Origin of the sequence: Rhizobium sp. CB3060 (genome assembly GCF_025200735.1) — a bacterium.
GTDB lineage: Bacteria > Pseudomonadota > Alphaproteobacteria > Rhizobiales > Rhizobiaceae > Rhizobium.
In genome coordinates, this window is the sequence record NZ_CP104162.1 from 1 (window position 1) to 22,558 (window position 22,558).

The following is a 22,558-nucleotide window of genomic DNA, read 5'->3' on the forward strand; positions in this document are numbered from 1 at the left end:
GTGGAAAATCCCGCCCAGCTTCAGAAGGCTATCCATAAACTGATAGCGGCACACGCGCGAGATCTCTCCGGCGCATTACACGAACATCGCGTTAAGCTCTATCCACCTGAGGCACGCAAAACGCTTCGCTCATTCTCATCGATCGAGGCTGCCAAGCTTATCGGTGTCAACGACGGTTATCTCCGCCATCTGTCACTTGAAGGGAAAGGACCGCAGCCCGAAGTGGGTGCGAATGGCCGTCGCTCGTACTCCGTGGAGACTATCCAGGCTCTTCGCGAGTATCTCGACGAAAACGGCAAAGGTGACCGCCGCTATTCGCCACGGCGCACGGGACGTGAGCACCTGCAGGTCATCACTGCGGTCAATTTCAAAGGCGGATCCGGCAAGACAACGACGGCAGCTCATCTTGCTCAGTACCTCGCGCTTAACGGTTATCGGGTGCTCGCGATTGATCTTGATCCCCAGGCCAGTATGTCGGCGCTACATGGCTTCCAGCCCGAGTTCGATGTGAAAGACAATGAGACCCTTTATGGGGCAGTCCGGTACGACAGCGAACGGCGGCCGTTGAAGGAGGTCATCAAGAACACCTACTTCACCAACCTCGACCTCGTCCCTGGAAATCTCGAGCTCATGGAGTTCGAACACGACACCGCGAAGGTGCTTGGCTCGAGTGATCGTAAGAACATCTTCTTCACGCGGATGGACGATGCGATTGCATCGGTGGCGGACGACTATGATGTAGTCGTCGTGGACTGCCCTCCTCAACTCGGATTTTTGACGATCTCGGCACTTTGTGCCGCCACCGCCGTTCTCGTGACGGTCCATCCCCAGATGCTTGACGTTATGTCCATGTGTCAGTTCCTACTGATGACTTCGGAGCTTCTGAGCGTCGTAGCCGATGCCGGCGGCAGCATGAACTACGACTGGATGCGTTATCTCGTGACTCGCTACGAGCCCGGCGATGGCCCGCAGAATCAGATGGTTTCGTTCATGCGGACCATGTTCGGGGATCATGTCCTGAACCATCCCATGCTTAAGAGCACGGCAATCTCAGACGCCGGCATCACCAAGCAGACACTCTACGAGGTCAGCCGCGACCAGTTCACAAGGGCGACCTACGATCGGGCGATGGAGTCGCTCGACAACGTGAACAACGAAATTGAGCAGCTGATTCAGTCATCGTGGGGTCGGAAATGATGTCGATGACAACCACTATGAGCTGCTGCATGGCTAAGAAGTTGCCAGCCGGAAACTTTGCGCCTAACGGCCTGGAAATGCTGGCCGGTTTCGCTCTTTCAGATACGAAAATAGGAGCAGAAAATGGCTAGAAAACACCTTCTCTCCGACCTCGCCGGCCCGAAGTCCCAGGCCGACGGCGCTGATGCCTCGGCCCAGGAAGGCATCACGCCGCAATATGCTCCACGTGGAGCGATTGGGGCTGTTTCGCGTTCCATCGAGCTGTTGAAATCCCAATCGCTGATCGACCTGGATCCAGACCTCATCGACGCGCCATCCGTTACGGATCGCCTCGATGAGGATGGAGAGCAGTTCGAGGAGTTTGCCCGAAACATTCGGGAGAACGGTCAGCAGGTTCCTATCCTTGTTCGGCCGCACCCGTCGATCGAAGGCCGCTATCAGATCGCTTATGGGCGCCGTCGTCTACGCGCGGTCAAAGCCGCAGGGCTCCAGATCAAGGCAGCCGTCCGGACGCTGAGCGATGACGAACTCGTCCTGGCCCAAGGGCAGGAAAACAGCGCGCGACAGGATCTCTCGTTCATCGAACGTGCGCTTTACGCAGCCGAGCTTGAGGCGAACGGCGTCCAGCGATCCGTCATCATGGCCGCCCTTGCCGTCGACAAGAGCAATCTGTCCCGCCTGATCCAGGCGGCGACGCAGCTACCGACGGATATCATTCGCGGGATCGGCGCGGCCCCTAAAACGGGCCGGGACCGCTGGGGCGAGTTGGCCGCACGGTTGAGCAAGGATGGTGCAATTATTAACGCGCGAGAGGTTTTGTCTGATGGCGAGGTGAAAGCTCTCCCCTCGGACGAGCGCTTTGTTCGTGTCTTCGAAGCGGCGGCGCCAAAGAAAGTGAAGAAAGAGAAGGTTCAGGCAGTGGTTTGGCAGGCCGACGACGGCGTCAAAGCCGCGAGTTTTCGCCAGGACAAGCGCACACTGACGTTGACGATCGACAAAAAGGCAGCCCCAGAGTTCGGGGATTACCTGATGTCGGTTCTCCCAGAAATCTACGCCTCGTTTAAGAAGACGAAGGAGTAGGTGAAATGAGACGAGGAAAGGATCGATAGCGCAAAGAAAAAGCCCTCCGAAACGGTGTTCCAGAAGGCCTCTCTCAGTTTGGTCGCTTAGAGAATCGCACTTCCCGGAATCACAGTCAAGAGTCAACGCCATGTCGGCGTGGCCTTTTCTTTGCCTTGTGAAAGGTGAAGACATGGAAAAGGGATATATAACGACGCCTTTCGGGCGGCGGCCGATGACCCTTGCCTTGGTAAAACGCCAGGTGAGGACCGAGCAGTCCGCAGGAGGTCGTTCGGTAGACAAGTGGAGCGTGTTTCGTGACGTTGGCGATGCTCGCACACGCCTCAGTCTGCAGGACCGCGCCTTAACTGTTTTGAACGCCCTACTGTCATTCTGCCCGGGTTCGGAGCTCAATGGAGAGATGAACCTTATCGTCTTTCCGTCAAACGCTCAGCTGTCCGCGCGTGCGAATGGCATTGCCGATACGACCTTACGCAAGTGCCTTGGCGCCCTCGTTGAGGCTGGCATTATCATCCGCAAGGATAGTCCGAACGGTAAGCGCTACGCCCGCAAGGGTGACGACGGCGGTATCGAGGATGCGTACGGCTTCAGTCTCGCACCGCTTCTTGCGCGCGCGGCGGAGTTTGCTTCTCTGGCGCAAGAGGTCGCAGCCGAAAAGCGCCGGTTCCGTGTCATGAAGGACCGGCTGACGATCGTGCGCCGAGATGTCAGGAAGCTGATTACCGTGGGCATGGAGGAGAACCTGGCCGGCGACTGGGCAGCCGCGGAAGCATATTTTGTCGAGATCGTTGGAAGGTTTGCGCGGCGACCGACTTTGCAGGACGTAATGACAAGCCTGGATGAAATGAGCCTCCTGCATGAAGAGGTCTCTAGGATGTTGGAAACACAGGAAGAAGTCGTAAAATGCGATGGCAATGCCATCGCGGACGGACGGCACATACAGAATTCAAATACCGAATCTTGCAATGAACTTGAACCTAGCTTCGAAAAGAAGCAGGGCGAAAAGTCAGAGCAAAATAGGCAGAGAGAGCGGAAAGGCGAACCGGAAGTCTTTCCATTGTCGCTGGTGTTGAGAGCTTGCCCTGAAATTGCACCGTTCGGGCCGGGCGGATCAATCGGAAGCTGGCGGGAGTTGATGTCGGCGGCGGTTACGGTCCGCTCGACGCTTGGTGTCAGCCCGTCGGCCTATGAGGATGCCTGCGAAATCCTGGGGCAAGCCGGCGCTGCAATCGCAATTGCTTGCATCTATGAGAGGGCGGGGCATATCAATTCGGCTGGTGGGTATCTGCGGGATCTGACCGCAAAGGCGCGGCGAGGGGAGTTTTCGCTCGGGCCGATGCTGTTCGCGCAGCTCAGGGCAAACGCCGTTCCGATGAAATCATCGGCTTGATGCACGGTGAAAGTCGCGAATATTATGGCTAAGGTACTGATTATAAATACGAAAAGTGAAAAGTTGCCAGCCGGAAACTTTCGTGTCTGATTGATGATTGTCCTGGCGCGGTGACACTGAAATGAAGGAGTAGGCGGAATGGCTTCAGCGCCTGTGAACGTGGATGAGAGAGAGGAGATCCTGTGGTGCTGACAGAAGCACGTAGTTCTCCCCGCCTCCGGATTTCGTCGAGGCATACCGTATTGCGTCGAACCCGGCGTTCTTTGCGCAGTCCGCCACGAAGCGTGAGAACACATACTCCGGCCGTAACCATCCGCGATCGGCGCGGGGTGCCGCGACTAATGCGCTGTTCGCCATCGCAAGGATCGGGGTTCGAGCTTCGGAGCTGTCGTTCAGCTCTATCAGGTCCAGGATCTTGAATTGCCCCTCGATGGAAAGTTCGGCTATGCAATATTCATCCTCGGTGGAGCCGATCTCAAGGAGAGCCGTCTCGACGGTTGTCGCGAGATAGACCATGGGTGAGCCGGCATGATTGAAGCGCCCTTCGCCAATCACGGACGAAGGCGCGGGACCAAACGTGGTCACGTCGGAAAGGCTTTGGCCGAGACGCAGAATATCAGCGGTCTTCCTGGCGCGGAAAAAAGCACCCTCTAGGGCGGAGGGTTGGGTTTCCAGGGACAGATCGCGCACTGCTTCCAGTATGCCTCGTGCGAACGGATGCTCCAGAAGTAGGAAGGGTGTGCGGCTTCCTATTTCTGCAAGCTCATCAATCCACTCCTCGATTTCCCTGACCCGATCAAACGGGTGTTCGAAAATATGAACTGATTTCTGCACATACGTATCGCAGCGAGGGCACTGAACGAAATGTTTGAGAGTTTTCAGTTCGGCCGGCGTGTAAAGCTGGACGAGGCGGCTCTGCTCGACACAATACTCGACGGTCATCGCATTGTTCATGAACGTGAGATCATGCATGGTGACGCCCGGCCAACGACGTGCAAATTCATCGTAACAGGCATCGCAGCAACAGATGCTTGAGGCAAAGTCTGAATCGATTTCGTCTGAAAGGATGTCATTAAAGGTGCCAATATCCCATTCCGAGACGGCCAGGTAACTCGCGTCCGCGCCATTGGGAACGATAGTCTGCCCGTCATTTCCTTCTGTAAGCTTTCGGTCGCTCAAGTCTGCTCCTGTATTCATGAGGCGGCACTGCGGGAACACGATTGTACTCTGTTTGGGATTTGCAACGTCCGTGACAGGTGAAAAGATGAAAATGTTACAAGCGGTTGCGAATACGGACGTAACGATGCCACTTCTTTTCTGCAACGTATCCTGGATGACACGCTATGCCGGAAGAGATCCTAGCGACCCCCCAAAGGGCGGTCGGCGGCTATCTATTCATCCAAATGGAAATTCTTGTCCCAGGTGTGCATCGTGTAATGGAAGGGAGCGCACATGCTCAAATCGAATGAGCCAGCCCGAAACGTCTAGATTTTGCGGTGCGCCGGCCGACCCAGATCGCCGTTCCTCGAGGTATAGAAACAATATGATGCGCGGCAATACTACCTCGGTGAGGAAAGGGCGAGGAAGATCGGATACATACAAATAGGGATTTTGATCGAGGAGAATCGCATTGATGTCGCGCTCCTCTGAACCTTGCACGAAAGGGTCTCGCATCATTTGGTCCTGATAGACGGAAACGATTGTCGCTTCGTCTACCGGAAGAGACATGAATTCGTGGGCAAATCGGTCGCTGGAAATTAGCAAGTCATACGGAGCTACGTCTCTCGACGTTGCATGAATATCAGATAGTGGGTTTAGGGATATAACAAACGCCCGCACAGCCGAGGCCAAATCCCAAACGGAATCGGTAGCAAGGATATTCCGCGTGACTTCTTCATCAAGCAGCATCCCGATGGCATAAACTACTTGTCGAGCAACTTCTCGATCACGAGCTAGGTCATCGAATTGCAGTTCCAGACCACCCTCTTGAGGCAACCGCACTATGTTACATTCTATCGATGCGGGTTCGCCATCGCGCTTCTTTTCACGCAAATGGTAGATCTTTGCACGAAGAGATTCGTCAGTTTCGTCAATTTCGAAATCCGGCGTGATCGCGATCTTCGTGACCATACCTTTCAAAGTAAGGCGATCATCATTCAGATGATTGGAGATCAGTTTTTCCAGACTGGCGCGGTCAACTCTTCTTGATAGGATCCGAGCGCTATCATGCGTTGTGTCAAAGTGTGCCTCAGGGTCTATGTCGCCTGGTAGAATGCGAAATTCGCCCAATGCCGCGCGGTTGAACATGTCGTTGATCAGGTCATCGGCAAGCGCTAACAAACCCCTCGGGTCAACCAGACCCGCGAGCGGGCTTTTCAAGAGGCCGGCGAGAACGAGCAAAACGATTGCATTGGGTTCGAAAAGCTCGGCTCGCAAGTCGACGCGCTTCATCGCCGCGCGAACTTGATCGATTGTAAACTCTCGCGCAGAGCCCTCTACGTCTCGCTTGCTCGCGATTTTCGCTATTTCCTCCGCCACAGAGCGGCAGGCATCGTTTTCATCGATCGGCCTTTTGCTCCAGCTCAGAAACTCATAGGGATTGACGGATCCCTTCCGCTTTTTTCGTTGAAAACCGATATTACTGATAAGTACGAATTGATCTATCAGATTGGGGAATTCCGAATCCTTTAGAACAAAGTTGGCAAGCGCAGTTTTGATGTCATGGTCTAGGGAGAACGCGGGGAGACCAAGCGATCGGGTTTTTACCTGAAAGAAGATATATCGATCCGTTTTGAGGCGGGCTAAGAAATCCTCGTGCAACTCCGTATAGAGTTCCTTGATCGGACTGCCATAGTTGAGCATCTTTATCGCGTACAAAGCCATCACAGCGGCTTGTGCGCGATTTCGTTGTGGGGACACAGTACCGCTGATCATTTTGTCTTCGCTAGTATGCGGTAGAGGCGAAAGTGTCACTGTGTTGGCCGATCTTATGGGTGCCTTCCTCCAAGTTCGTAACAAGTGAGTTGGTAATCCGCGGTTAATCACCGCCCAAATTCCACAGCATTAATCACGATGTTTTCAAGAATCGACACCGTACTTTCGGCGGAGCGGACCTGTCGGTGGGTGGATCACCACACAATTTTTGCTCTTCCCCGGAAGGTTTAGTTGGGCGTTGTCGAACTCTTTTCACGTCGGCCTGGAACGGCGAGTATTCCGAAACTGTCGCGCATATGCATGCCTAGCCGCTTAGCTCTCAGCTGTCTTCACAGCATGCGGGCAGCTCTGCCATTTCGTCGCGTTGCGCTATTATAGTAACTGGATGCTTGCTGGACTGAACGGTGGCGTGATTGCTCCATCGCCTCAGGAAGAGGAATTCCACGATTAGCAGCCTCAGTGAGATATCCCGATCGCAACCCATGCGCAGAAAACTCCCCAACCTCCAGCCCGGCCATCTCCGCCCGCCGCTTGACGATCGCGTTGACCGACTGCGCATCGAGCGCCCGCTTCGAAACGGACCCCCAGCGCCCGATCCCCCGAAACACGCTGCCGCTGTCGATCTTGGCGGCGGCCATCCAGGCATGCAGCGCCTCCACCGGCCGTCCGGTCAAGTAGACGACGTCGTCCTGCTCGCCGCTGCTTGTCTTGGTTCGGCCGAGATGGATGGCCAAAGAGGGGAAGGGGGCTCCGTTCTCGACCGGGATCGGCGGCTCGACCGTCAACTGCTCACAGCGTAGCCCGGCGATCTCGCTGCGTCGGCGGCCGCCCGAGGCGAAGGCGACCATCAGGATTGCGCGGTCCCGCACATCGCGCAGGCTGTCGGTCGCACAGGTCGCCAGCAGCTTTGCCAGCACGTCACCCGTGACGGCCTTGGCGCTTTTCCTTCGACGCGTCCGCGGGACGGCGCGCACGGCGAGGCGGATGGCCGACTTCAGGGCAGGGGAGGCGAAGGCGCCGTCGAGGCCGCGCCATTTGGTCAGCGTCGACCAGTTAGCGAGCCGCCGGCGCACGGTCGCCGGCGCGTGCGGGCCGACAGTTTTCAGAAAACCTTGGCCGCGAAGATTGTCGTCGACATCGGCCGGCATGCCGTGATCGGGATCGGCGACCCGCTTCTGCGGATCCCATAGGTGCTGCGCGACGAATTTCAACAGCAGCGCCTCAGGTGCCGGCCAGGGCAGCGATCGTTTTGTGACGGCCAATGCCCAGGCTTCAATATAGGCCAGGTCGGATGTGATAGCCCGCAGCGTGTTGGCGCCCATCCCCTCGTTGACGAGATGGCGCAGCGTTTCGATATCGCTGTCGGTCAGCAGCTCGGCGAGTTCGTCGCGTCGATCGATCGGCAGCACCGAGGCGATCGTATCAAGTTCAACGGCGCGCCGTTCCACGCCGGACAGGCCGGCCGATTTCCGCGGGGCCGCCATTAGTCGATCTCGACATGCGGCCGCCAGCGGCGGATGATCTGAATAATCTCCGGCTTGTAGGCATCGGGATAGGACAGCGTCTCCTCGCGGGCGATGAAGGTGAAGACGGTGATCATGTCCTCGCAGATTTCGGGATCGAGATCGGCCAGGTCGGTCAGATCGAAACCGCCATGCACCTCGGCGTTCCACCAGGCGAGCAAAAAATTGGCGACGCGACGGCTCTGGCCGGTGTCGCCGTGGGCGACGTTGAGCAGCTTTTCGAGGGCGAAGCGGACGCGATCTTGCATGGATGCTGGCCTTTCCGGCGGTTGATGGCGCGACGATAGGGTGATTTGCGGGCCTTGTCGATCTACCATCGATAAGCGATAGTTATCGATGGTAGAAAACCCGACCCGCAATCATGCGAAGTGAGGAACCCAAACTTTCGGATAGAGTTCGTTTAGCAAATCGTTTACCATGATTTCAATGGCTTACGATATCACGAAAATCAGCACGACAGCCCTGATGCAGCCGGCCTTTCGCGCCGGCATCGACCTGGCACGCCTCGACGAGCGCATCGCCCGCTCGCCGGTCGGCGGAGGCTGGCTTGAACGCATGCATTATGCCGATGCCTGCGCCTCGCTGTGGATCGACGGCGAACTCGTGCATCTCGAAGATCTCGTCCTCCACGACGCCACGCGCGACATCCGCACGCCAACCCACGAACTCACCATTGCCCGTGACGTTTTACGAACCCGCCGGCGCATTGCTGCGCAGTCGCGGAATTGGGCGTTATCGACAGAGGGTATCCGAACTTTGCGACAGACGTCGGACATCACTCCAGACGGCGCTGAGGCGGCGGAGCCTGCCCGCGTTATTCGGCCCGCGGTTGTGATCGATCCGGAAGGGGAAGGGGAGGGGGATGACGCGGACCAGAACGAAAATATTCCGGGCGTTGACTATGCCGCCATCGATGCGGTGCTTGCCCGATCGGAGGCCGCGATCGAGAGCGCGACGCGGCCCGGCCGTGCTGGCACGGCAGAAAAAGACCCGATGGTCTATGATCTCGACTGGGACGAAGACGAGCGGCTAGACGAGTGGCGGGCCGTACTGCGGCAGGCTGAAAACCTGCCGGCGGTGCTGCAGGCGATCGTCGCCCTCGATGCCTGGAACGAACTTTCCGTCCTTCAGCATGCGCCCTGGCTCGGCCAGTTGTTGGCGGCATCGATCCTACGTCAGGCCGGCGTTACCACCGCGGCGCATCTCGCGGCGATCAATCTCGGCCTGAAAACCATCCCCGTCGATCGGCGCCGGCATCGCGATCGCGGAACCCGGCTGCTGGCGATCGCGCAGGGTTTCCTGGCGGCCGCCGAGATCGGGCTGAAGGAACATGACCGGCTAGCGCTGGCACGCACCATGATGGAGCGGAAACTGGATGGGCGGCGGACCTCTTCAAAACTGCCGGAATTGATCGAACTGGTGATGGCAAAACCGCTAGTGTCGGCCACTATGGTGGCCGAGAGGCTCGAGGTCACGCCGCAGGCTGCGCGGCGGATCGTCGGCGAGCTGGGATTACGCGAGATGACGGGCAGGGGGAGGTTTCGGGCGTGGGGTGTGCTGTAGTGGTCCCTGCGCCATGGCCATGCGGCATCATAAGAGATCAAAACACATCGGAGGAAACAAGACCGTGCTCAAACGCGCTGAAGATCTGACAAAGGCTGACCCGTTTTTCGCAGGTACCGTGGGATTTGTCGGCAGCAGGCTCGACGAACTCCACTTGGATATGCTCGCCTGCGACATCCCGGAGACCGCGCCCGAAAGTGTGCGGCGAGCCCACGACGCGGTGCGGCACGCATATTCCTACTTCTCCTACGATCTACTGACAGTGGCAGCAGCACAAACGTTTCCTTGTTTGGAGCTCGCGTTGCGAGAAAGGATAGGCGCCCAGTTTGTGGGACGTGTTGATAAGCGTGGCAAGCCGCGGCCGGCGATGCTCGATGAGCTTCTCAGGACGGCAAAAGCACAAAGTCTGATTCAGTCAGAGATCGATTACCTTAGCCACATGCGCAACACGTTCATGCACGGCAGCGATATCGTGCTAAACCCACCCATGTTCCTGACGACGTTTCAGATCGTAACAGCAATTATACGGGAGCTATTTGCTCCTCTCCCGAGAGGGTAATTTGAACAGTTTGCAAGCTAACGCGCTTGACGCCGAGTTTATCCTATCAAGAACGTTCACGGACAAGATCACGGTATAACCCGGTTAACGTCGCGAAGACTCCAAAGACCATGCGGCCTGATGCAGTCTGCTGTCTAATTCTAAGCACGAGCACAAACGCCCGGTATGACCTTTACTATCGAAGCCGACTTTGGTCGTGGCATCTCATTGTCGTACGACAGAGACATTGCGGTCCTCGATAACGAGGTCGTAGTCGTCCGATTGACGGGTGGCTCGCGAAAAATCCCCCGGCGGCGGATCAGATACGGCAAGACGAAAACCGGACGCGTCAAGCCAGCGGATCCGTTCTCCGGATCGCACAGGAATTACCGCGTACCGTCCCGCTCTCCCGTCGGTTCCCGACAGAACGGCTGCAATAGGTGCGCGCCTAGGGACATCGGCCTGTTGCGGTATCAGCGTTTTAGACCAGGCGAGAAGGTTGCTAGGATCAATCTGATCCTCGCCGTCCCAGATGATCAACTCTTCGTCGAGCCACGCGATATACTGGGCGCGCATCGCATCAGCTTCCGGACGGGATTTTGCAACGCCGAGCGAAAGGGTAAACGCCACAAAAGGATCAAGCGTCCCCCAGCGCAGTAGTTCCTTTGCCCAGAAAGCAAACCAGGGCAGTCCGGTCGTCGCCTTCCAGGTCTCGATCGTTGGCGTGGCGAGCACGTCGCCGGCACCTTGTGACCATGCTCTGGCAACTACGGCCCCGATCGCAACGCCAAGTCGGAACTCAAAATTGTCCGTCGTGAATATCTGCCAGGCGCGAAGGTCGCGCGGTTCAGGCCCCACAGCTCCCGGAACGCCCATCCACCAGCGCAGAACTTCATGCCAGTTGCCATAGAGGGTTCGGCCCATTTCGGTATCGCGGACGGAAAAGCCGTAACCGCCGTCTTCGGCAACCATTTCTCCGAGGGCGACGAACACTCCGAGCCGGTTCTCTGGCTGCATCGTGCCATAGTCCACCGCCTCCTGAAGGATAAGAAGGATGCCCGCGGCGACATCTTCAAAACGTCGGCCGACATGCGGTGAATAGCCATAATCGTAAAGGCGCTTGCGCTCCTCAGGCTCGGGGTAAATTACTTCAACCATCCCCCGGCCGCGTTTCACGAAGGCCTGTTCCATCCAGTCTTCGGTTGCTCGCGCGACAGCTGTGAAGGTTCGCCGCCAGAGTTCCGCGAGCATCGCTTCGGCACCTGCGGGTGTGGTCTCTTTCCCTGCGATCGCTGCGGTTTCCTCGATCGCCGCCAGGATTAATGCGTCGAGTTCATCGAGGCGGTCGGCGAGACGCGCAGGTGCCGACGCGTCCGCTTGCCCGGCGACATCGGAGACATCCCCAGGGGCGGTTGCGGCAATCCAGTCCAGGAAATCGTCATCATCGTCGATCCCGGGCAGGCGCATGACCTGTTCCTTTATCGCATTCAACAGTACGGATAGGGCGCTTGTCGTCTCGCCATCACCGACTGCGCCTGCGCGCAGCCTGGCGATGAGATCATCATAGTCCTGACGGCGGTCTCGTACCTGTCCCTGCTGCGTTGCGATCTGCTTAGGAGCGGTCGTCGAATGCGTTACCGGCAGCGCGATCAGTGTCAGACCCTCCATCCCCTTCGCCGCGCCCGGTCGGCCGGCTCGGCCGGACAGATTTCGAAACTCCGCGGCTGAGATCGGGTATTCTTCCTGCCTCTGCGTTGCGAGGTTGAAAATCGTCCGCTTCAGGAGTGGAAGGAAAATCATGTCGAACGGAAGGTTGACCCCTTCAGTCAAAGTCGCTGTCGCGACTGTGATGGGGCAGATCGTTCGATCGATCAACGCGACCATCAGACGGCGAAGTCGCTGCGGCATCTGGCCATGGTTCGTTGCAATCCCGCGATCGAGAAGCCTGCGCTCATGGGAATTCTCGCCGCAATAGTCGATGCAGACCGATCTGGCTTCTGCAAACAATGCGGCATCCTCGCCATCGGCGGGCACTTCAAAGGCTGGCACATCGTCCCATCCCGGAAGCTCGAACGCATCAGCAAACCAGCCCATGGTTTGCTCAGGGCGTTGCGAGATCGAGATGAGAATACGGCGATCGTCGCCCACCAGATGCAGAGCCGTCCATAGTAGGCTGTTCTGTGTATAGTGATTGAGACTGTTGCGGATGGCCGACGACGGCGCGGGCATCGGGCTGATCCTCAGCGGAATATAAACGTCACCCCGTCCACGAACGCCGAGCGAGTGCTCGTTGACGCGATGCAGCTCGATCCTCGGAGCCCCGTTACTGATCTCCAGCACGCCGACGGCCTGGCGCGTACTGCGATAGTTCGACCCGACCGGTACTGCGTCAGGATTGGATTCTATCCAGCGAGCGACGGGCGGCGCCGCGCCGCCTGCTACTGCTGTCAAGGCAACGCGAACAATTTCGGGCTTGCGGAGCAAAAGACGCGAAATGAAACTTTCGAGTCGAATCGCCCGGTTCATGTGATCGGCAAGCGCGTTGCGCTCGCGTTCGTTGTTCTCGGTGACGACCTGATGTGCCTCGTCCACGATCAAGAGCTTCAGGCGTGCGAGCAGCATCGGCCCCAGATAACGCATCAATGCATCCGCTTTCTCGACCGTCGCAATGAGCACGGTTGGAGAATCGGAGGTCAGCCAAGCATCCGTGATACCCCAGTCGGAACCGCCATAAAGCCCCGTCACCACGAAGTCGCGGCCGAGTTCGCCCGTAAGCTTCGCTTCGACTTCACCCGCCAGTGCGCGCGAGGGAACGATGTAGAGCGCTAAGGGTGCAAGCAACGCATTCCCATCTTGCAGGATCAAAAGTTCCTTCAAGATCGCGAGATTGGCGACAAGTGTCTTGCCCGAACCCGTCGGTGTGCAGAGCGCAAACGATGAATTGTCGAGAAGCCGCTCGATTCCTTGTTGCTGGGACTGCCAAAGGATGCCGCGGCCTCTCGAATATTGGCGCCGGGCAAACTGGTTCACATGGGTGAGTCGAGCGGGGTTAATAGCTACGAGCCGCCTCAGGGGGTCGTAAATCGTTGATTTGCCAAACCGCTCGCACGCTGAGCGTAGGAAGAACGAAAGTAGGGCCACATCATCAGCCGACGTTCGCACGAGGAGTCTCTCAACGTCGCGTAGACGCTCAAGCGCAACAGAGAACCGAGCCGTGTCTCCTCGCCGCAAGGTCTGTGCAGCGAGGCCGATGCATCTCACCAGTTCGACCGTGCCAAACCACGTTACGGCGTCCTCGGTATCCTCGCCGAAGAACTGTTCTTCGACACCCCGTCGGGTCAGATCGCTATTGTCGCGCCAGAAGGAAGCTGCGCGACGAAGCACGGCATCGAAGTCAGCTTTGAGGAATTCCGCGAAAAGTCTCGATCCTCTATCATCCTGCGAGACTTGGCGAAGGAGGCCAGAGGCCATCGCCGGAAGTCCCCCGAGCTGATAGCAGCCGGCTGCTATCAGTGCTGTCGAAATCTCCGCGCCGACCTTGTCACGTGCTCTCGCAAGCCATTCAAGTAGCTCGCCGGCCCTACGAAAAGCAAGGGAGGCTTCCTGAGGATCTCCTCCGGCCACTGTCGACAAGATCCGACCGGCGCGGATCAGATGTCTGGCCTGCTGCAGGATCGCATCGGAGTCACGGTCGGCCCACTGGATTGTCTCGACATTCCAGTCTGTCTGCAGGCAACGCACAAATGAACGTGCCTGGATGGCGCTCAGCGTCTGTTCCTGAGCGAGATCGCGCTGTATAGCGCGCGCGAGATCGAGGCGTTGCTGGTCAAACTCAGGCAAGAGCGTCCTCCTTCGCCCAAAGGCGGGAGTAGATCTCGCCGATTAGATCGTCCCCATTGGAGAAAAGAAGCTCCACGATCTGCAGATCGCGACCAGCGGTGTATTCTTCCGGTAAGACGTCCCACGGTATAAGTGAATGTTTCGCCTTTCGCGTCGGAGGCGAACCTCCTGCCAGAAGGATCAAGTCCGTGCGTTCGACCGGATCGGGATTGCGGCGGGCGAGAATCCGATCGAGCGAAGCGATCACGCTTGAGTACTTGTCCGGCTCACATTCGTCCAGGATCGCATGCAGTTGCTCGAGACCGAGGGGAACCGAAAGGCCCCGATTAACCTCAAACCAGATACCCTTGCCGTTATGGATACGCTTTGTCTTGTCCTCCGGATCTTCGATCTTGGCGCCAAGCATCACGGTCGCCAGGGCAGACGGTGTCCACGATCCCCGCCATTTCGCCTCCCCGGCGATGAAGCGGGTGACCTTTCCTTCGTTATCAACCACGATTGCAATGAAATCATCGCCTTTCCGTCCAAGCACCTCGCGAGTTCGCGTGGGGTCTCGGCTGAGCGTGTAAATGTACTGCCCAGCGTCTTCGTGGTTGCGGAATAGAAAGACTGGGATTAGGTACTCATGTTTCCCGACGAACTCGAAATTCTCCGCCATCATGCCGCACATGACCTCGCCGAAAAGACCTTTCAACGCTGTCAATGGGAGTGAGTTTGGATATTGCGCATCGCACGCCTCATCGCCCGCGTCAGGATGGAGGCTGATCCGCGCCAGTTTGTGGAAGCACTTGCGCGCGTCGAGATGGGCGGACTCGAAATAATCGATAAGATCGTCTGCAAGGGCCGGGTCAGTTTCCGCCTTCTCCTCTAGAAGTAGGTGTCCGTAGCCCTCGACCTCCTCCGACGGATAATCGTTTAGCCATTTTGCAAGGGCATCTTTTGGCGGCGGGGCGGTATGCATTTCGTCCGTTTCACATGATCATCATACAACTCTAGCGAAAGCGCTGCCGTGATGCCAGTGCACTATCGCATCCATCGCTGTTGCCCGTAAGCTCACGCAAATCATGAACAAACCGTTCGTAGGGGGGCAAGCCGGAAAGCCGGGCCTTAGCGTTTTCCAAAAGGAAATGGTACGACTTCGCCGGTCCCGATTGAGGTTCGCGATGGATGATCACCGCCAGCCTTCAACGTGACCACCTCAGCCGCCTCTCTGTCGAACCAACCTCGAGGTAAACCGCAAAGCGCCTCGACGTCTGCCGATGAGACCGTAAACTCGGTGGCCAAGAGATCGGCTTTGCCTCGGATACCGTTGTCAACGATCAAGCTTAGACTGTCGCGCAATGCCTTTGGAGCTGTGATTGGCCAGTGCTGATCGAGGGGCTCGCCTTTTGCCCAACCCTTTGCGGAATAGAGCTTATACAATTGGCGAGAATAGTCCTCAGGTATGATTTCAAGATCGGAGAGCCTCTTGATCTGAGCCTTGATCGAGACTCTCCAACGTTCCTTGAGCGTCGTTAACATTGCAAGTGAAGGATGCTTCACTTCATGGGGGTAGGTCGTGGAGGGCAAGAGTAGAGCGCTTGCTAGCCGGAAAGCCTGTTTCTCGATGATGCGAATGTTCTCTTCGAACTCGGGTTCGGAAACATTCTTATGCAGTACGGCATGGGCCAATTCATGCGCAGCATCCATCTGTCGACGAGGGAACGACATCTTGTCTGTCGCGAGCAAAACATGCGGACGCTCGTCAACCGGCGACCAACTGCACAGGCCATCGAGCTTCGTTGTATTCATGGGTATGGTCGCAACGACGATGCCCACGCGTTCCATCAGAGCGACGACATCACCACAGGGACCTTCCCCCAGGTTCCAATGTCGCCGGAGTTGCAATGCGATACTCTCGATGTCGTCATCGCGTAATTCACTGTAACGGCTACCCGAGAGCACATCAGGAATATCGACCTCGGGTAGATCGACGTAATGGCTCAGGACAAAACTGATTTCCTGAAGCCAGTGCATCTGTGCTTTTTGGTAATTCAGGTCTCGAATGAGGGTACTTGCGAGCGAACGAAGGAAAGTCGGCCTCTCGCTGGCGAAACGTGGACGCAAGAAAAACTCAGGTCGAACCTGAAGCTCGTCTGCAAGGCGAATCAGCGTCGAGTAGTCTGGACTCTGATCTGCATTGTCGTCTTCCCAGCGCGATACAGAGGTAGGGCTTACGCCCAGACGCCTTGCTAGAGCCGACTTGGTTGTTATACGTCGCGCGTCGCGAGCTTCGGTCAAACGGGCGGGAATGAACCCTGGGGTGCCAATTCTCATTGCCTTGAATCCAACAAGCTCCGTACTTGATGGTACGGAGCATCAAACGTTTTGCAGGCTTTAACCTAACAGGCGACCTTATTCACCTGTGCCGTCTTCGGATTCTTTGTCTCTGCGTGTTTCTGGCGGTACAAACAGCTTGCGGGCTTCGCGAAGCTTGACCACGCTACCTCCGCCTTGCGGATCCTGCGGCTTGGCAGGAGGCGTCTGCGTTTCCGAGCCATATCCGCCCAGGAAGTTCTCAAGCGATTCATAAAAGACAAAATCTTTGTAATCGGAGCCAATCACACCGATCGCAATTTCCTCAATCATTCCACCCCGCTCACGATCTCGCGCGGTTAGAAACAACACGAAAATATCCGTGGGCTTCGGACTGCGTTCATCCGAGAAAAGACTCGACTGAAGACTAACGTTCAGCGTTACGCCGGCCGCGCGCGACATGTTTTTCGGAGGGATCTTTTTGCGTTCCGGCATGGAAGCGAAGCCGAGGATGACGCCGGTTTGAGGACCAACAAACCGCGCGAAAGGCTGAAAAACCTTGAGATTTGTTCCGACCACTACCCCGTCAGTAAGCAGATGCCCACCGTGAAGCTGCACAACCTCTTCATAACCCTGCTCTTGCAGACGAAACCGGATCTGCCCTTCGGCTTCTCGGCTTCGTTTCGGGTTCAATGCGAGTTCACGCTGCACGACGGAGTTCGCCTTCAGTGCTTCGGCACGAAGCCGATCCTCAAGATCCAACAGAAGATCTTTCGGCAAGGCATCAAGGATGGTTTGGCGAACGTCGAGCATACGAATCCCTTTCGTGATACGGGAAACGATATAGAAAATTTTGCGTTTTGCAATACTGCCCGGGTATTTCTTGCGGAAACCGGACCCTGTTTTTCCGGAGGCGGCGTGCGCGTGATGAGATGCTTTCAATAATGGCGGACGCTTGCCGCCTCATCCGGATGTAGAAGGGTCGGTGCTACGCTTCGCTTCAAGAACCTGCTGCAGTGTGGGTGCGGGCTTGTCAGCATCGGTGATCCATGTCTGCGACCACAAAATCGACGTTTCGTAAACGGAACTGCATTGCCACTCACCATCCGCCTCGAACCAATGTTGAGCTTCCGGGAGTAGTTCGAATGGCAAAGGATGGCGGGCAAAGGGGTTGTGAATGACTTCGATTTCGGCGGTCCAGGGTTCGTACCGATGCGGCCAAAGGTTACGATACTCGTCGCTCGTTATGTCGAGGCAAAAGGGGATGCCTTTCAGCGCACCGGGTTCCCGATCGAAGAACTCTCCCATCCTGGTGTAGCGGTAGCCCGTTGGCGCACCCGCAGCGGAGATCGGAACTCGGTTGAGTTTGGCGATTGAGCAGGTGTTGGAAAAGATGACAGCTGAAAGCTCTGCATGGCGGTCATTTGCGAACAGACCGGCCGGGAATTGGGCAGGGCCAAGAAGCGTTTCAGCTGGCATCGGCACTGCTTGCAGGCGGCCGTCGACCTCGGCTACGGTCGCGCCGGATCCTTGGAGATAGCCGATCAAGCCGTCACGGCTCCACATCATCGATCCAGACGCGTGGAAATCGGCGACCGCCAGTATGAAGGGTTTTCCAACGACCTGGGGGAGCTGATCGTACCGCCTCGCGAGCTTGTTGCCGATCGTCTTTGCAAAGCGTAGTGCGGCGCTGCCGAAGAAAATCTCCTCCTTGTCGGTCGGTATCTCCGCGAACGGCGCATTGACATGATTGTAGGGCAACGGCGCATTTGCCGTGACTGCCTCGACCCAAGCTTCGCCGCCAAGGCGGTTCGCGATGCGAAAATCGGGAGACTCGAACGGCTGCTCGACGAGCAGCCCTTGTTCTCGAAATGAGGCGAGGAGCTGAGCCTCCCAAATGCGGGTGTGAAAATTGGTGGTCTGACAGTCGCTGACCCAATTGCGGTCGGGCCTCGGCAGGGCGAGATAGAGTTGGTTCAGCGCCCATGCGGCGGGCTGGCGCGCAGCAGTTGCCAGCAGTCGAAATGAATCGCTCGGCTCACGATCCTTCAGATCAAAGAGTGGCGAGTGCGCGACGACGCCGGACGGGACAGGTTCCGGCGGTATCCCCTCTGCCAGGGAGGGCTCTAAAGCTTCGATTGCCGCATCCATTGAGCCGAAACCGCTCGCTCGCCCGGTGATCGTCCAGACGGAGTCCACGCGCCGGCGCATCACAATCGTGCCAAACGTCTTGGTGGCGGCGTTCCGGGTGATAACCCCGCAGGCGAGACCGTCCGACCCACCCCACGCTCCGACGGGAGGCTCGTCGCCGAAACCATGGCCGCGGGGGAGCGACAAGGCGTAGAAATCGAACTCCCACTGCGGGATTTTTCGCATCACGTCGCCTTCGGCTGTTCGGGCCGGCTAGAGGGCTTGCTTGACATAGGTCGGGAGATTGATGTTGGCTTTCAAAGCGGGGATGAAACCGGGATCGTCGACGGCCGTGATCGGCGACATGGGCAATGGTTTCAACACTGGCGCCGCTGCCTTCATGATGTCCTGCAATGTTGAAAATCGTTGATCATCTTCCAATTCGAAATCGATTGTGATGGCATCTCGCTCGATCGCCTGAAATCCCATAATCGTCGGCGCTGGAGCGCTTGCTGCAAGTTCCGGCAGGTGCGCCAGACCGAACGTCAATTTGGCGATTGCCGTACCAAGTGAAAGTCCAGCCAGCGGATCGTCACCGGCTTCGGTCAAATCAAGGACGTAGTCCTTTCCGCCGATGAGGATACGTTCCTGTTCCTTGGCGTCGAAATCGAGGAAGCCAAGGCGGCCGTGCCGGGGTCTTCCATTGATCAGCACAGCCAGTACGTCATTCTCTCGCGCGCGAATGAGCTGCGCGTAGGCATCACCTGTGTCACCATCGAGGATTAGGAGGTCCGCTTTCAGTCCGCGTTCAATGCTACCGACCTGGCCCTGCCAGCCGAGCATTTTCGCGGGCGTCGATGTCACCATCCGTGACAGTTCCTCTGGAGAGAACAGGCCTCCCAGATGGTCGCTGACGATGCGCGCAATCTTGAGCTCGCCCAGGAGGTTTTTGCTCCCGCTTGGCGACCAGTCGGATCCGAGTGCGATCGGGACGCCCGCGGCTTTTGCGGATGCGACGTCGGCGGTCTTTCCGTAGAGGAGAAGGTTGGAAAGCGGTGACCATACCATCCCGGCAGCACCGGCGATGCGTTGAAAGTCGGCCGCCTGCAGTCCGGTGCAGTGGATCGGGATCAGATCCGGATCGATGGCCCAAGTGTTGGGGGTGTATTGAAGATCGAGGAAGCGCTGGCGCGCGTCCTGATCGGTTCCTTCGCTGAGGTGATAGAAGAAGGGGCGATCCTTCTGAAGCGCCGGGACGAGGTCCGTTGCGATTTGGGCAGCCGCATAGTCCAGTGTTTGGCCTCCGGCGGCAGGAAAGGCAGAGTCGCGCGGTGCTTCGACGTTGCGGGTCAGACCCTGGTACCATTTCGAACCACCGCCCCGGCTAAGGCCTTGCGTTGTCGTCGTCCCGCCAAGGAGCGACCGGCATTCAACGAAGCGCGCGATACTGCGCGGGTAATCGACATCAACGTTGCCGCCGATGACATTGGAGGGGAGGGAGATCGAAATCTTGTAGTCGGGTTCGTGCTCGCGCCATTGATTTCGGTTGGTGTAGGTCTTCGGGACGTTCCAGAGCGGCAGGAAATTGTAGCTGAGATGGTTATGGAGTTCGATTAGGCCTGGGTAGATCGTCCCGTGGGTGTCGATCGGCGTGATGCCTGCGAATTCATTGGGAACATGACCAGGGTCGGCGACGACGGCGGCAATGCGGTCGGCTTCGATGCAGATCGCGCCATGGGGGTAGATCGTACCGTTCCCATCCATCGTGACGATGCGGCCGACGAGAACCTGTCGAACGCCGTGAACTGCTGCAATGAAATTTCCCATCTAAACTCCCCCTAGAGACTGAATTTGAAATTTTTAGGCGTTCTCATCCTGCGTTGACGGTTGGTCGGCATGGTGCCGTTCACTTGCCAAGGCCCGGTAGCGTCGGAGTAGCGTCTGAAATTCGTCCCAAACGTCAGTTTTTGCTTTGATCTTCATGATGAGCAGAGTTCCAATTGTCATTGAAATGCCGAGCTCTGTCATCGTACGCTGAAAATCGTCGTCATCGAGCTCCGGATGAAGGATCAGTGTTGCCGCACCGGTTTCGGGATGCTCGATATAGTGCCGGTTGAGGGCGGTGACACTCACGTGAGCCGCGTCTCCGGAAATATCGCGATAGCTGCGATAAAGCCGATCGAAGTCGCTGCCCTCCAGGAGCGTACCGAGTTGGATTGCCTTCGCGCCCTGGAGCCCTTGAGCGACAAATTCCTCAAGCTGTTGCCTGACGTCGTCGGTGCCGCTGAACGTCTTCGCGTCTAGATGAAGAGCAGCACGCGAATGCCGGCTCTTGAAGTCGTCGTCCTTCATTCGCGCGAGGAAAGCGGGATTTCGGTCCAGCGCGATGAGGTACATCGTAGCCTCAAGGACGCCGCGGGAATGGATGCGAAAATCAAGCTGTCGGTCGTTTTCGAGCAGGAGCAGGGCACCCTCAAACAGCGTCAGTGCTCGGGCGTACAGCGCCATTTTAAGCGCTATCAGCTCACGTTCCTCGTCTGAGGCAACGTCGATCGGGTCTTCTGAAATGAAGCGTCTGGCAGCGTCGACGTAGCCGTTCATCCAGGCAAGCCATTGCGATGAGCGCGATTGCTGTTCGGTCACGGAAAGCAGCTCCGGAAAATTTGGTATGGCTGGGGTTTCCCGGTGCAATCTCGCGGGAGCGCGATGCCATCGGTAGCCATATAGGAAAGGCAAAGAGTGTTGGGTTTCGTCTTCTTGCGGGCGAATTCGGTTTTCACTTCGCGGCCCCGATTTTCATTGAGGTATTTCATGGTAAATGAATGTCATGAGGGGTGATTTGCAAGAAATACTTTCAGTATTCGCTGCTGCGGTGCGTGCACTTCTGCAGGATAAGGATCTTGCCTATGCGGATCCTGCCGAGCGCGCGCTTGTCGCTCGGATTCGGGATCTCCTGCACGGGGAATTTGCCGGCTGGTCGATCGATTTGGAATGGAATCGCCGCGAAGATGTGATCAAGCGCCTTCGCTATGACCTGAGCGATGATGAGTTGATTGGGAAGGATGCGATCGTCCCTGACCTGATCGTACATCGGGTCGGGAAGCGTGAAAATTTGCTGGTCGTCGAGGTCAAGAAGTCGACCAACAAGGACTTCGATGGGGACATCTGGAAGCTCAAGGGGATGACGGAACAGGCCGGGGCTTACGGCTATTTGGTTGGGCTTCATCTGGTAGTCGACGTGAAGGCGGGGATCGCGCCCCGTTGCGACGTCTATGTCGACGCTGCGTTGGACGAAGAACTGACGGAGTGGATGCGCGCTGAGCTGGGGAAAGCAGGGTGACTGGAGATCCCGTCGAGATCGTCAAACTGCTCGGACGCTTTACCGGGCCGGATTTGACGCAGACGTTATCGCGCATCGAAGGCGCGGTGCGAGGCGTGTCGGCCGGCGATTGCACGGGCTTCCTCGCAAATGCTGGGGCTGGCCGTGAGGTGCTTGCGGCCGCCGCCGGCATGAAGGGGCTTGCCGGGCAGATCAATGTCACGATCCATGCGCTCGGCATCCTCATTTGCCTGCCACATATTCTCGAGCCGGACGAGCGCGTCGAATCTGTGTCTCTCGGCGCGGGAAATACGGGCCGCGATTTTGACCTGGAGACGAATGTCCGGGTTGCCGAGTTCAAATTAATTCAGTGGAGAGGCGGGGCCGAGACGATCCGTCAGAATTCGGTTTTCAAGGATGACCTGCTGCTTGCGGAGCATCCAACGGCGAAGCGTAAGCACCTCTATTTGCTCGGAACGGAGCATGCGATCAGATTCTTGCGAGGTGGTCGCGCCATGTCGAGCGTCTTGAGCAGAAACGACAAGCTGCAGGGGATGTTTACGGAGCGGTTCGGGGAGCGCTTCCGGACGGTCGGCGATTATTACGCGGCTCACGCCAGCGCGGTTCAGATCGAGAATGTTTCGCCCTGGCTTTCGGAATTGGCGGAGGAGTTGATCGCGGAGCCGGATATGGATGTGAACGATTGAAGAGCAGCGTAGATGAGCGAATGTGTTGGCGAACGGGAAAAC

General features: G+C 57.4%; 18 protein-coding genes and 1 pseudogene. 7 read left to right on the forward strand and 12 right to left on the reverse strand.

Annotated features, from left to right (window positions below):
• The 3 genes from repA (at nucleotide 1) to repC (ending at nucleotide 3,667) form a co-directional block, all read left to right on the forward strand.
• Nucleotides 1–1,197, forward strand: a complete 1,197-nt coding sequence (gene repA / locus N2601_RS33515) for a plasmid partitioning protein RepA (RefSeq protein ID WP_260306191.1) — start codon at nucleotides 1–3, stop codon at nucleotides 1,195–1,197.
• 123 nt (nucleotides 1,198–1,320) lie between these two features.
• A complete protein-coding gene (gene repB, locus N2601_RS33520; RefSeq protein ID WP_260306192.1) occupies nucleotides 1,321–2,277 on the forward strand; it encodes a plasmid partitioning protein RepB in 957 nt (318 codons plus the stop codon).
• 172 nt (nucleotides 2,278–2,449) lie between these two features.
• Entirely contained in the window at nucleotides 2,450–3,667 is a 1,218-nt protein-coding gene (gene repC / locus N2601_RS33525; RefSeq protein ID WP_260306193.1) for a plasmid replication protein RepC, read from the forward strand.
• Between the two features lie 144 nt (nucleotides 3,668–3,811).
• On the opposite strand, the gene N2601_RS33530 is transcribed toward repC, so the two are convergent.
• The 4 genes from N2601_RS33530 to N2601_RS33545 form a co-directional block, all read right to left on the reverse strand.
• A complete protein-coding gene (locus N2601_RS33530) occupies nucleotides 3,812–4,846 on the reverse strand; it encodes an RES family NAD+ phosphorylase (protein WP_260306194.1) in 1,035 nt (344 codons plus the stop codon).
• Between the two features lie 216 nt (nucleotides 4,847–5,062).
• A complete protein-coding gene (locus N2601_RS33535) occupies nucleotides 5,063–6,601 on the reverse strand; it encodes a dsDNA nuclease domain-containing protein (protein ID WP_260306195.1) in 1,539 nt (512 codons plus the stop codon).
• A gap of 329 nt (nucleotides 6,602–6,930) precedes the next feature.
• Nucleotides 6,931–8,085, reverse strand: coding sequence for a site-specific integrase (locus tag N2601_RS33540; protein ID WP_260306196.1), 1,155 nt, complete (start codon nucleotides 8,083–8,085; stop codon nucleotides 6,931–6,933).
• On the reverse strand, nucleotides 8,085–8,372 hold the full coding sequence (locus N2601_RS33545) for a DUF7673 family protein (protein WP_260306197.1): 288 nt from the start codon (nucleotides 8,370–8,372) through the stop codon (nucleotides 8,085–8,087). Before N2601_RS33545 ends, N2601_RS33540 begins: the two co-directional genes overlap by 1 nt.
• A gap of 169 nt (nucleotides 8,373–8,541) precedes the next feature.
• Between N2601_RS33545 and N2601_RS33550 the strand changes: the two genes are divergently transcribed.
• Together N2601_RS33550 and N2601_RS33555 are read left to right on the forward strand one after the other, a co-directional pair.
• A complete protein-coding gene (locus tag N2601_RS33550; RefSeq protein ID WP_260306198.1) occupies nucleotides 8,542–9,687 on the forward strand; it encodes an RHE_PE00001 family protein in 1,146 nt (381 codons plus the stop codon).
• Nucleotides 9,688–9,751: 64 nt separating this feature from the next.
• Nucleotides 9,752–10,246 (forward strand): hypothetical protein, encoded by a 495-nt coding sequence (locus N2601_RS33555; RefSeq protein WP_260306200.1) that lies wholly within the window; start codon nucleotides 9,752–9,754, stop codon nucleotides 10,244–10,246.
• Nucleotides 10,247–10,295: 49 nt separating this feature from the next.
• Here the strand turns inward: N2601_RS33555 and N2601_RS34365 are convergent.
• The 8 genes and pseudogenes from N2601_RS34365 to N2601_RS33590 form a co-directional block, all read right to left on the reverse strand.
• Nucleotides 10,296–10,388: pseudogene (locus N2601_RS34365) on the reverse strand (recombinase family protein); the annotation flags it as partial.
• 62 nt (nucleotides 10,389–10,450) lie between these two features.
• Nucleotides 10,451–14,065 (reverse strand): DEAD/DEAH box helicase, encoded by a 3,615-nt coding sequence (locus N2601_RS33560; RefSeq protein ID WP_260306201.1) that lies wholly within the window; start codon nucleotides 14,063–14,065, stop codon nucleotides 10,451–10,453.
• Nucleotides 14,058–15,026: an aminotransferase gene (locus N2601_RS33565; protein WP_260306202.1), complete on the reverse strand. Its 969-nt coding sequence runs from the start codon at nucleotides 15,024–15,026 to the stop codon at nucleotides 14,058–14,060. The genes N2601_RS33560 and N2601_RS33565 overlap by 8 nt, the downstream gene beginning before the upstream one ends.
• 146 nt (nucleotides 15,027–15,172) lie before the next feature.
• A complete protein-coding gene (locus N2601_RS33570; RefSeq protein WP_260306203.1) occupies nucleotides 15,173–16,381 on the reverse strand; it encodes a helix-turn-helix domain-containing protein in 1,209 nt (402 codons plus the stop codon).
• 78 nt (nucleotides 16,382–16,459) lie between these two features.
• Nucleotides 16,460–17,302, reverse strand: coding sequence for a hypothetical protein (locus N2601_RS33575; protein WP_260306204.1), 843 nt, complete (start codon nucleotides 17,300–17,302; stop codon nucleotides 16,460–16,462).
• Nucleotides 17,303–17,323: 21 nt separating this feature from the next.
• Nucleotides 17,324–18,736: a hypothetical protein gene (locus N2601_RS33580; RefSeq protein WP_260306205.1), complete on the reverse strand. Its 1,413-nt coding sequence runs from the start codon at nucleotides 18,734–18,736 to the stop codon at nucleotides 17,324–17,326.
• Nucleotides 18,737–18,763: 27 nt separating this feature from the next.
• Nucleotides 18,764–20,317 carry an amidohydrolase family protein gene (locus N2601_RS33585; RefSeq protein WP_260306206.1) on the reverse strand — a complete coding sequence of 518 codons (1,554 nt, stop codon included), beginning with the start codon at nucleotides 20,315–20,317 and terminating at the stop codon, nucleotides 18,764–18,766.
• Between the two features lie 33 nt (nucleotides 20,318–20,350).
• Nucleotides 20,351–21,133 carry a DUF5677 domain-containing protein gene (locus N2601_RS33590; protein WP_260306208.1) on the reverse strand — a complete coding sequence of 261 codons (783 nt, stop codon included), beginning with the start codon at nucleotides 21,131–21,133 and terminating at the stop codon, nucleotides 20,351–20,353.
• 196 nt (nucleotides 21,134–21,329) lie between these two features.
• On the opposite strand from N2601_RS33590, the gene N2601_RS33595 reads away from it, so the two are divergent.
• Nucleotides 21,330–21,830, forward strand: a complete 501-nt coding sequence (locus tag N2601_RS33595) for a hypothetical protein (protein ID WP_260306209.1) — start codon at nucleotides 21,330–21,332, stop codon at nucleotides 21,828–21,830.
• Complete coding sequence (locus tag N2601_RS33600) at nucleotides 21,827–22,516, forward strand: hypothetical protein (RefSeq protein WP_260306210.1); 690 nt, start codon at nucleotides 21,827–21,829, stop codon at nucleotides 22,514–22,516. The genes N2601_RS33595 and N2601_RS33600 overlap by 4 nt, the downstream gene beginning before the upstream one ends.
• Nucleotides 22,517–22,558: the final 42 nt, after the last annotated feature.

Bases quoted from the DNA above. Each gene is read 5' to 3' on its own strand.
- N2601_RS33565 (WP_260306202.1), bottom strand. From the start codon at position 15,026: ATGCATACCGCCCCGCCGCCAAAAGATGCCCTTGCAAAATGGCTAAAC.
- repC (WP_260306193.1), top strand. From the start codon at position 2,450: ATGGAAAAGGGATATATAACGACGCCTTTCGGGCGGCGGCCGATGACC.
- N2601_RS33535 (WP_260306195.1), bottom strand. From the start codon at position 6,601: ATGATCAGCGGTACTGTGTCCCCACAACGAAATCGCGCACAAGCCGCT.
- N2601_RS33545 (WP_260306197.1), bottom strand. From the start codon at position 8,372: ATGCAAGATCGCGTCCGCTTCGCCCTCGAAAAGCTGCTCAACGTCGCC.
- N2601_RS33570 (WP_260306203.1), bottom strand. From the start codon at position 16,381: ATGAGAATTGGCACCCCAGGGTTCATTCCCGCCCGTTTGACCGAAGCT.
- repB (WP_260306192.1), top strand. From the start codon at position 1,321: ATGGCTAGAAAACACCTTCTCTCCGACCTCGCCGGCCCGAAGTCCCAG.
- N2601_RS33585 (WP_260306206.1), bottom strand. From the start codon at position 20,317: ATGGGAAATTTCATTGCAGCAGTTCACGGCGTTCGACAGGTTCTCGTC.
- N2601_RS33580 (WP_260306205.1), bottom strand. From the start codon at position 18,736: ATGCGAAAAATCCCGCAGTGGGAGTTCGATTTCTACGCCTTGTCGCTC.
- N2601_RS33550 (WP_260306198.1), top strand. From the start codon at position 8,542: ATGATTTCAATGGCTTACGATATCACGAAAATCAGCACGACAGCCCTG.
- N2601_RS33540 (WP_260306196.1), bottom strand. From the start codon at position 8,085: ATGGCGGCCCCGCGGAAATCGGCCGGCCTGTCCGGCGTGGAACGGCGC.